Below are 9,316 nucleotides of genomic sequence, written 5' to 3' on the forward strand. Positions count from 1 at the left end.
GTGAGAGCTGGAGAAAACCTTGATATTAGCATCTTGCATTTCGTCAGTAGAGTGCCGATAATTGTTCTTGGGGGAATTCTATGGCGACCCGAATGTCGGCTGAATCGTTGAGAGCGGCAATGGTCGAGTACGTAAGGAGGGTGCAGATATCGATGGTATTGCGATGAATGGACTCTGCTCACCGGTTGAGCGCTGCAAATATCCACCATCTGCGGAACACGCCGATGGACAGTTCCTAACCGTCATGTTCCACAGATGGTGGTGACAAGCACGTCGCAGACGGTCGCCGGGCGAACATTCGAGCGTAGGTCAGGAGGAATCCAATTTGCCGCGGGCGATGGTGGGATTCGTGTTGGGCACGTTGCCAAGAGTTCCTAGGTTCGACACAACCGGGAAGCGGACACACACATCGAGACCGTGCCCTGAGGGCGCAACATCCAGGGTCAGCAGACCCCGATTCTGCTTGACCAGCACATCCGCGATGGAGAGACCCAGGCCGTGACCGGGTCCGTCGGCGGCATTGGCCTGCCAGCCGCGCGCGGTCGCGTGTGCTCGTTGCTCGTCGACCATGCCCGCCCCCTGGTCGACGACCCGAATCGCCACCTGATTTCCAGCTTGGTCGACCTTCGCCGACAGCAGTATCTTGCCATACTGTGGCGAGTGCCTGATCGCATTGTCCAGAAAGATGTCGAGCAGGTGCTCCAAGGTGCCGCGCTGGGTCACGATCACGGCCGAGTCGATCGAAACTTGCCGGAGTGAGATCGAGCCCTGCCGACTGGCCATGTCCGACCAGGCGTTGAATCGTTCAACCAAAACGTCTCGCACATCGATCTCGACCAGTGGCGGGGTCGTCTCGCTGCGCGCATTATCGAGGTGTTCGGTGAGCAAGTCGTGCAGGCGAGTGACATCGGCTTTCGTCTGCGTGAGGACCGCCAAACCCTCGTCGGTCAGATGGACGGCGAGCTGATCGATCCGCATTCCCAACAACTGGAGCGCTGTGCGGATCTGGTGCGCGAGATCAGCCCCCGCGACACTGTCGTGTCCGTTTCGGGCCATCAGCTTCTCGGCCGCAGTGTTGATCCGGGTGATAAAACTGTGTATCTCCGGCGGCCCATCGTATGCGTTCAATCTGCTGATCTCGCCGCGCTCAAGTTTGGCTAAGGAATCGCGTATCACGCTTGCGGGTGAGAGTGCCCACCGTGCCAAAGGCCTGGCGAACAAGCCGGTGAACGCGACGGATGCGACCCCGCAAGAGAGGGCCAACCAATTTCCATCGATACCGAGAGGTGGAATCGTGACGAGTCCAACCACGAGCGCGCAGAGGAGATCGGCGACGATGATTCGCTGTTGCAGAGTCACAATGCCAGCCGGAAGCCGACGCCGCGGACTGTTTCGATCACAGGCACTCCCAGCTTCCTTCGCAAACTGGCCGCATGGACACCAAGCGTTCTGGTGTCCCCGGCATCGCGATAGCCCCACGCTTCGATCATGATCATCTCTCTACTGAAGACCTTGCCTGGTTCGCGAGCCAAGAGCTCGAGAAAATTGAACTCTCGCCGTGTTAGATGAACCTCCTGCTCGTTCACGGTGACCCGGCGGCTACGCACGTCGATGCGTAGTTCACGTAGCTCGCGGACGTCAGCTCCGATCGTGCCCGTGCTAGTGGGGATTGGCGCCTCGCGGCGGTCCCGGGCACGACGTGTCACCGCCTCGAGTCGGGCAGCCAGTTCCCGCAGACTATGCGGTTTGGTCACGTAATCGTCCGCCCCGAGCTTAAGTGCCAGCACTCGATCGAATTCGTCCACCCGGCCGCTCAGGATAATGATCGGCACGTTGGACGTCGCCCTGATCGTGCGGCAGACCTCCAACCCGTCCATGTCTGGCAGGCCGATGTCAAGTAGCACGACCTCCACCTCGGCGTGAAGGCTGAGTGCTTCGCGTCCGGTACTCACGACGCGGCTGCGAAAGCCCTGAGACTCAAGCCCGCGGTCCAGCTCCGCCGCTAGGTGATGATCGTCCTCAACAATAAGAACTTGCACGCTTGTCCCCTTCTAATAAACTCACTCCGGTGCTGACCAAGTGCTTCTGTGCTATCGGCCCATGACTACCGCCAAACTCTCGAAGGTTTTTGAGCGCAAGGCTCCGAACGCTTGATCTCAAAGGAGAGCTGTAATATTCTTGAGATGAGGAGGCGCAACAGAATCGCGGAGCGCTCCATGACTGGCTCGACGAATTTCCAGCGCAATAGGTCCCATTATCGAGACGTATACTCTGCCGTGACTACGCTCGGTAGCGGTGTGGCCGTGCCGGCCATCGAGAACGGTGCGGAGTAGGGCCTCGGTCATGCCTACGTGTGTCGCCGATAGCGGATTGGAAACAGCTAACTTCAACGTGCCCCCCCAGGAGATGATCCAGACCTTTCGGACGATATCAGTTGCTTCAGCGCTACCACCGACAGGCAGGTGCCCACTGGCGGCTAACGTGCTCAACGTCACAGCGCCAGAAGGCTTCTCGTGAGGAAGTGCGTGAAGTGCCCGACGCTCCAGACGGTGCACCAACCCACTAGTCGGCCAGGTAGAATACGGCGCAGGATCAGGCTGCCGGCCTGCTCCGGAACGGATGTCTCGCCGCGCCGCAATGCGAATCCCGCCGGGATCCGCACCGGCCGAGTCTCGGCGTGGTGAGCGTCGCGCATCGACAACTTGGGGCACCACGTGTGGGAACCATTGCGGGACAATGCTAGTCTACGGGTCACTCCAGGAACGCGTCGGTACACAACTTCAACCTGTAGCGGCATGCAAGTCACCTTTTGCGCAGTTCTTAGCCGACACGGCTCCACGTGGACGACATCACGGTGTCGAGTCCGAGCGTCCGGTCCTGCTGTGCACGGCCCCCCCGAGCGGCATGCCCGCGGCGGCAGGAGATCCCGCGCCTGCGCCGGCCGGGGTTCGCGTGGGACACCCGACCTGTGTTGGATTCGACAAATCCGACGCTCCTGTGGAGTTTGTTCCGTGGAGCGAAAGGTGGTCTCTCGACGGGCTCGTCGCTTTCGAGTCGTCTTGTGAGGAGACCGCCGGGCCCTCGAGTGGGAAGTTCACCGAGACCGACCACGCTGACCACCGGCCCCGGTGCGAGCGGTCGACAGAACATTCCCAGCAGCCTGGGGCACGAACAGTTGCTGCGCCAACCAGCGGAACGCTCACGGGCAGAACTGACCGGCCTTAGCTGCCCAGCTCGTGGCCTGCTGGTCGCATCAGACATTAGGCGGCACCACAGGCTTCGGCGAGCAACTGCCCGGTCTGAGCAGACGTAACGCACAAGCTAATTTCACGCTAAGAAAAGTCAATCATGACATAGCGAAAACGTAGAACTTGTTTTGTCGCGTTTTTGCGTGTCTGGCGGCTAAGCTCAATAGTTGCATGTGTCCGGCGCAGCAGTATCGAAGGAAATCGGGAATACTTCCAGAGTTGGCATCGTGCGCGGAACCCGAATGTGGACAAATGGCCACAGGCCAGGTGCCACCTGGAATCCTTCCTGCGCTGATCCTTCTGCTGCAATTTCAGGAGCCGAAATGACGAATACATCCACTCGTACCGCGCGCCTGGAGCGCTACTCCACGGGTCGCGGTGCCGAGATCGGAGTGCTCACCATCGACCATCCGCCGCGCAACCTGTTCGATGCGACGTTGTGGGAATCGCTGATCGAGCACATTGCGGCGCTGGAGCAAGCCCCACCGCGCGCGGTGCTGGTGCGCGCAGAGGGGCCGGTTGTGTGCGGCGGTGCAGACGTTACCGCATTCGAGGATCTGGATGCCGTCGCTGCAGAGCAACTCTGGCGAGATCTGTTGAGCCGGATCGTCGTGCCGCTGGAGACGCTCCCCTGCCCCGTGGTCTTCGCGGCACATGCGCTGACACTGACCGCGGCGGTCGAGATCGCTCTGGCCTGCGACCTCATTGTGGCGAACCCACGGGCACAGCTGGGATTCGTGGAGACCGTGGTTGCGCTGGTTCCGTCTATGGGCGGTATCCAGAGGTTGGCTGCGCGGGCTGGTGCGGGGCGAGCGCGCAAGATGGTGATGACCGGGGATCTGTATGACGCGGCCACGTTGCACGACTGGGGAGTGATTGACGTTCTCGCGGAGGACACCGACCGCGCGGCTCGCGCGCTGACCGAGCGGCTTGCCGACGGCGGAACCCGGGCGCACGCTGCGACGAAAACTATCGTTGCGGTGTGGAGTTCGGGCGGTGTCGAGGCGGCGGACGCGGCCACTCCGAACGTGACGGGAGCGTTGTTCGACACCGCGGACACCCGTGAGGCGATCCGGAGCTTCCTCGATGCCGGGCCGGGCAAGGCCCGGTTCACCGGACAATGAGTCCCGCGACGGGATTCTCCGCACGGACGGCGCCGGGTACGGGCCGACAACGTCGGGACGGACTTCATCGTCGCCCCCGACCTCGGCTCCGAGGAACTCCCATGGTCACCACGGCCAGGGGTGAGTCGGGCCCTGGAATCCGGCCAGCAACCATGGCTGGCAACTCTGGGATCAACGGGAAAGATTCGCACATGCGGCTGAGAAGTCGGCCCGTCGGGCTGTCACGTCCCCCTGCGCAAGTTCTGTGTTAAAAGAGGGCTAACTCTTGGATGTCGTCGGGTATTGCGAAAAGTTTGGTTCAACTTCGTGCAATGCCTGATGGTGAGATCTGGAGAAAATATTGAGATCAGCTGCTTGTGTTGTGTGAGCGAGGCGTAAACAATACTTGCTGGGATGTTTGACAGCGATCTGAATTCTGGAGATTATGCGATAGCGGCGAACGGCCGTGGGTTGGGCGTGGTTGCGGAATCGAACGGATGGATATGAGTGGGCATGAGGCAGAGGCAGGTAGTCGACCTGACTGTTGCCAGCTGTGGCCGGGCGCATCATGCTGGGCGATTCGGCGGCCGATGTGGAATCCAGGAGTTGGATGTCGGACGAATCCTGTCGACTACGCATGCCTGCCGACCGGAGGGAATTCCGATGCCAGGGAAATGCTCACGGGGTCAGAACCGCGACAGAACCGGAATGATCTCGCATGGCGTGCGCAGTGTGCGCGGAGTTGGTCCGGGAAGCCAGTGCACCTGCGTGGCTCACTGTCATGCACATCTATTCTCAGAGGGCGGCCGTATACAGTGTGATCGCCCTCTGTGACCTCGACCGCTCGACGGCCTCACTCATGTCGAATTCCTGCGTGATCGACGGCTGGCACGGTGAATGCATGCGTGCCAGCAAGATAATTGAATTCCGGACCGATTTGTCCGCTTTCTCCTCTGATAGATCTGAACACCAATTCACGCGAATCGTTATGCAGCGATGCGCTGCCGAGAAGACCGGCCGGGACAATGCCTTGCCTCCCGTGTTGAGGCAACGATGCGAGTCGCCGGTCGTCCGTGATCCAGGCAGGATCGTGGTGGCCGATACGACCGCGGTTGTTTTCGGAAGGGGCATTGCTCCCAATCTTTCCGAATTCCACACCGAACCCAGCGTCTTCGGGTCGGTTTTACTTAAGCATATACAGTGGGTGGTTGGTTTTGATCGAACAGACGGCTCGCCTGGAAAGGCGCCACGAAGTGCGCGACGATGAGTCGATAAGGTTGTTGCGCGTAATGCTGCGCTCCCGTGAGTTCGAGCATCGCGCGGGCTTACTCTGTCGACAAGGCGCTGCTTGGTTTCATGTCTCATCGGCTGGTCATGAAGGCCTAGCGGGCGTAGCACAAGCGCTGCGGCCTGATGATCTCGTATTTCCGCACTACCGAGATCGTGCTCTTCTAATGGCACGATGCATGAGCATCACCGACATGACTCGGGACCTGATCGCAAGCCGCGACTCGCACTCGCGCGGGCGGAGTATGACCTCGAACTTTTCGGATCGACGCGGCAACGTGTTTTCGATGGCCAGCCCCGTAGCGAGTCAATGCCTCCCTGCAGTGGGTGCGGCATGGGCACAGCAGCTGGCCGGTGGCGACGACGTGGTCCTATGTTCAATCGGTGAAGCTTCCGCGAGACAGGGTGAGTTTTTCGAGGCAATCATGTTTGCCGTCGACCGGAACCTACCTGTCATCTTCCTTGTTTCTGACAACGGCTACGGCATCAGCTCACCGACACGCGGGCTTGCGCCTGTGCATTTGCCCGTGTTGCATGATTCGCTGGTCGCCCGCGTTAATGGCGTCGACCCAGAAGAGGTGCGCGCTGCGACACTAGACGCTGCACACAAGGCGCGGACCGGAGGTGGACCAACCGTACTGTGGTGCGATCTGGACCGATTGCACTCGCACACATCGTCGGATGACCACAGGGTGTATCGAAACTCGGACGAGTTGGAGTCGATGCGAGACCCCATCGACGTATTTATAGAACGTCTGATCACCAGGGGGATACTGTCCGAATCCGACATACATGCGGAGCGGAATCAAGCACGAGTCGACGTCGAAAAGGAAGTATTGTCAGCCATCAGCGAGATGGCCGACGAGACCTCAAATATTCATTCGCATCTTTTTGGCGCGTCCCACAATGGTATCCTCCGTATGCAGGGCGGCTTCGAAACAATCGTCGACGCCATAAATGGAACGCTTCGCCGTGGCCTATCCGAAATCTCGGAGATGATCATGTTCGGGGAGGATATAGAAGATCCGAAAGGTGGAGTGTTCGGATTTACGAAAGGCCTCGGTAGCGCTGCTGGTGGGCGCATCTTCAACTCGCCCTTGGCAGAGGCGACGATAGTAGGAGCCGCGGTGGGGTTGGCCGGATTGGGACGCCGGCCTGTCGTCGAGCTCCAGTTCATCGACTTTGTCGGGCCGGCCTGGAATCAACTGACGAATCAAGTTGCGACACTGCGATGGCGGACGGCAGGACAGTGGTCATGCCCTATGGTCATATATGCGCCGTATGGAGCCTATTTGCCAGGCGGCGGCATCTGGCACTCCCAAAGCAATGAAGCTCTGTTCACCCACATTCCTGGACTGAGGGTCGCCGTGGTCAGTAACCCGGTCGACACCGAGCTCATCTTCCTTGATGCCTTTGCGTCGAACGATCCGACACTCATTCTAGTTCCGAAGCATTTGATGCGCATTCGCCATTCGGGCGAACCTGTAGATCCCGTTTCTCCCGGGCTTGCCAGACTGGTCACGAATGGCTCTGACGTGACCCTCGTCACCTGGGGAAATGGGGTGGAACTGGCTGTCGAGGCCGCGTCGGTTCTGGCGTCGCAGGAAGTATCCGTGGAAGTCATCGACCTACGGTGGCTCGTACCATGGGATCGAGAAACTGTGCAGAAGTCCCTCAACAAGACCGGTCGATTGGTCGTGGTTCAAGAAGATAACCGAACCAGCAGTTTCGGGGCCAGTATTATCGCTGATCTGACCATTGACGACGACAACTTCTCCTCCCTTCTGGCACCGCCGCGTCTGGTCGCACGTGATGATATTCATATCCCCTTCCATCCCGACTTGGAATTGGCTGTTATGCCGACATTAGATGATGTCGTGCACGCCGTGTTGTCGACCCTAGATTGATGAGTGACATCATGATTAGACCAGATGAAGTGCGTCGGCTTACAATTCCTCGAATTGGGGAAGGGCAAGTCGACGTACGAATCCTACGTTTGTACAAGGCCCCTGGGGATCCCGTCTCGAAAGACGAGCCAATCTATGAGATGGAGACCGCCAAAGCCACGGTAGATGTCGAATCTCCGGTTGCCGGCGTGCTCGGACGATGGTTCGTGGTCGAAGAGGAGACCGTGGACATCGGTGCGGACGTCGCCGAGATCATTGGCGTATGCGCTGAAACTACCGTAGATCCCGAACCTCCCTCGGTTCGCGAATCGGCCAATCGTGAAACCGGCGGTACGAAATCTCGTAAAAGGATGGTTCCGCCGAAGACTCGGAAATATGCGGGTGAGCACGGCGTTGCCGAGAGCGAGTTGGAATCGGTACCGAGCAAGACGAGATTCCTGACGCCAGACGACATCGATGCCTATATCGAAAATAGGAATCGATCGACCGGTTCGTCTTTTTCTGATGAGAGACTCAGTGCGCGGCAACGTGTACTGAACACCGCCATGCGCAACGGGCACGCTTCGGTAGTGCCGGCCAGCATCGCGGTTGCCCTCGATGCTGACCTGCTAGAACGCGCCACAGCATCGGTCGGCGGAGTGAGTGTTGGCTTCGTCACCGAGTTCGAGGTCTTCTCATATTGTGCCGCCCGCGCTGCTGTTCGCCACCGGTCAATTCGGTCTAGAGTTTTGGATCGCGAAAATATTCGCGTGTTCGAAAACGTAAATGTCGGCGTAAGCGTTGCCGCATTGAACGGCGACCTCGAAGTGGCGGGAATCGAAGGCGTCGAAAGATTGTCCTTCGATGAATTTCATTCCGAATGGACACGCTCCATTGGGGAAGCATATACAGGCAACTCCTCGGTGGATGGCAGCGCGACATTGATGCTGTCATATCTTGGTGACAGTGTTAGCGACGGTATTCCGATCGTCGTTCCCCCGGCCGTGGCAACGGTATTCCTCGGTGGCGCGTCCAATGGATCCCAGCCTGGTTCGCAGCGCCGAATTGTCGTTGCATTCGATCATAGTGTCCTCAATGGAATGCAAGCGTCGAATTACATCGCCGAGATTATCTCGCAATTGCAGACGATGACGAGTGCTTCGAAGAGGATGCCAGGCATCTCGCGGGATGCAGTTTCTACCGGCGGCAGTGCGAGCATCTCTGTGGTGCAAATCGAAGAGATCGCTCGAGATATCCTCGGAATCGATACTGATGTATATCGCCCGCTGGGAGAGCTCGGCATTGACTCCGCTCACGCTGTAGCGATCATCGAAGCTATAAATTCCAAGCTTGGAACTTCGCTGTCGGCAACAGCTTTGTATCGATGCTCCACCCTTGCCGACCTGAGCGAAATTGTCGCAGACGGCGCCAATCCGCTCGACGACCACGGCAGCTTGCGAACGGCAACGAAGCCCAATGCCGATAACAGGCAATTCGGGAAAGCCGTGGACCCCCGTGTCAGCGATGACCCAATTGCGATCGTGGGTGTGAGTTGCCGGTATCCGGGTGGAGTGCGGTCCGCGGGCGACCTGTGGAGTGTGGCGTCTCAAGGGCGCGATGTGATTTCGGGATTCCCAGCTGATCGTAGCTGGGACATCGACAGTCTCTACAGCTCCGATCCTGACCGAGCGGGGACGTCCTACGTACGTGAGGGTGGGTTCCTCGACGACGTTGCCGGCTTCGATGCGGGATTCTTCAACATCTCACCGCGTGAGGCGCTGGCGATGGACCC

General features: G+C 59.1%; 5 protein-coding genes. 3 read left to right on the forward strand and 2 right to left on the reverse strand.

Annotated features, from left to right (window positions below; all coding sequences use genetic code 11):
• Positions 1 to 309: 309 nt before the first annotated feature.
• Both ABZ420_RS13845 and ABZ420_RS13850 read right to left on the reverse strand, forming a co-directional pair.
• A complete protein-coding gene (locus ABZ420_RS13845) occupies positions 310 to 1,359 on the reverse strand; it encodes a HAMP domain-containing sensor histidine kinase (RefSeq protein WP_357121570.1) in 1,050 nt (349 codons plus the stop codon).
• The gene (locus ABZ420_RS13850) at positions 1,356 to 2,039 is read right to left on the reverse strand and encodes a response regulator transcription factor (protein ID WP_357121573.1); all 684 of its coding nucleotides are present in this window, start codon (positions 2,037 to 2,039) and stop codon (positions 1,356 to 1,358) included. Before ABZ420_RS13850 ends, ABZ420_RS13845 begins: the two co-directional genes overlap by 4 nt.
• A gap of 1,532 nt (positions 2,040 to 3,571) precedes the next feature.
• Between ABZ420_RS13850 and ABZ420_RS13855 the strand changes: the two genes are divergently transcribed.
• From ABZ420_RS13855 to ABZ420_RS13865, 3 genes are all read left to right on the forward strand, one after another.
• Entirely contained in the window at positions 3,572 to 4,372 is an 801-nt protein-coding gene (locus ABZ420_RS13855) for an enoyl-CoA hydratase/isomerase family protein (RefSeq protein ID WP_357121614.1), read from the forward strand.
• A 1,187-nt stretch (positions 4,373 to 5,559) separates the two neighbouring features.
• Positions 5,560 to 7,545 (forward strand): thiamine pyrophosphate-dependent enzyme, encoded by a 1,986-nt coding sequence (locus ABZ420_RS13860; RefSeq protein WP_357121576.1) that lies wholly within the window; start codon positions 5,560 to 5,562, stop codon positions 7,543 to 7,545.
• 11 nt (positions 7,546 to 7,556) lie between these two features.
• Positions 7,557 to 9,316: beta-ketoacyl synthase N-terminal-like domain-containing protein (locus ABZ420_RS13865; protein ID WP_357121617.1), on the forward strand; the 1,760-nt coding region annotated here is incomplete at its 3' end.

Source organism: Nocardia sp. NPDC005745 (genome assembly GCF_040630775.1).
In the GTDB taxonomy this organism is placed as follows: domain Bacteria; phylum Actinomycetota; class Actinomycetes; order Mycobacteriales; family Mycobacteriaceae; genus Nocardia.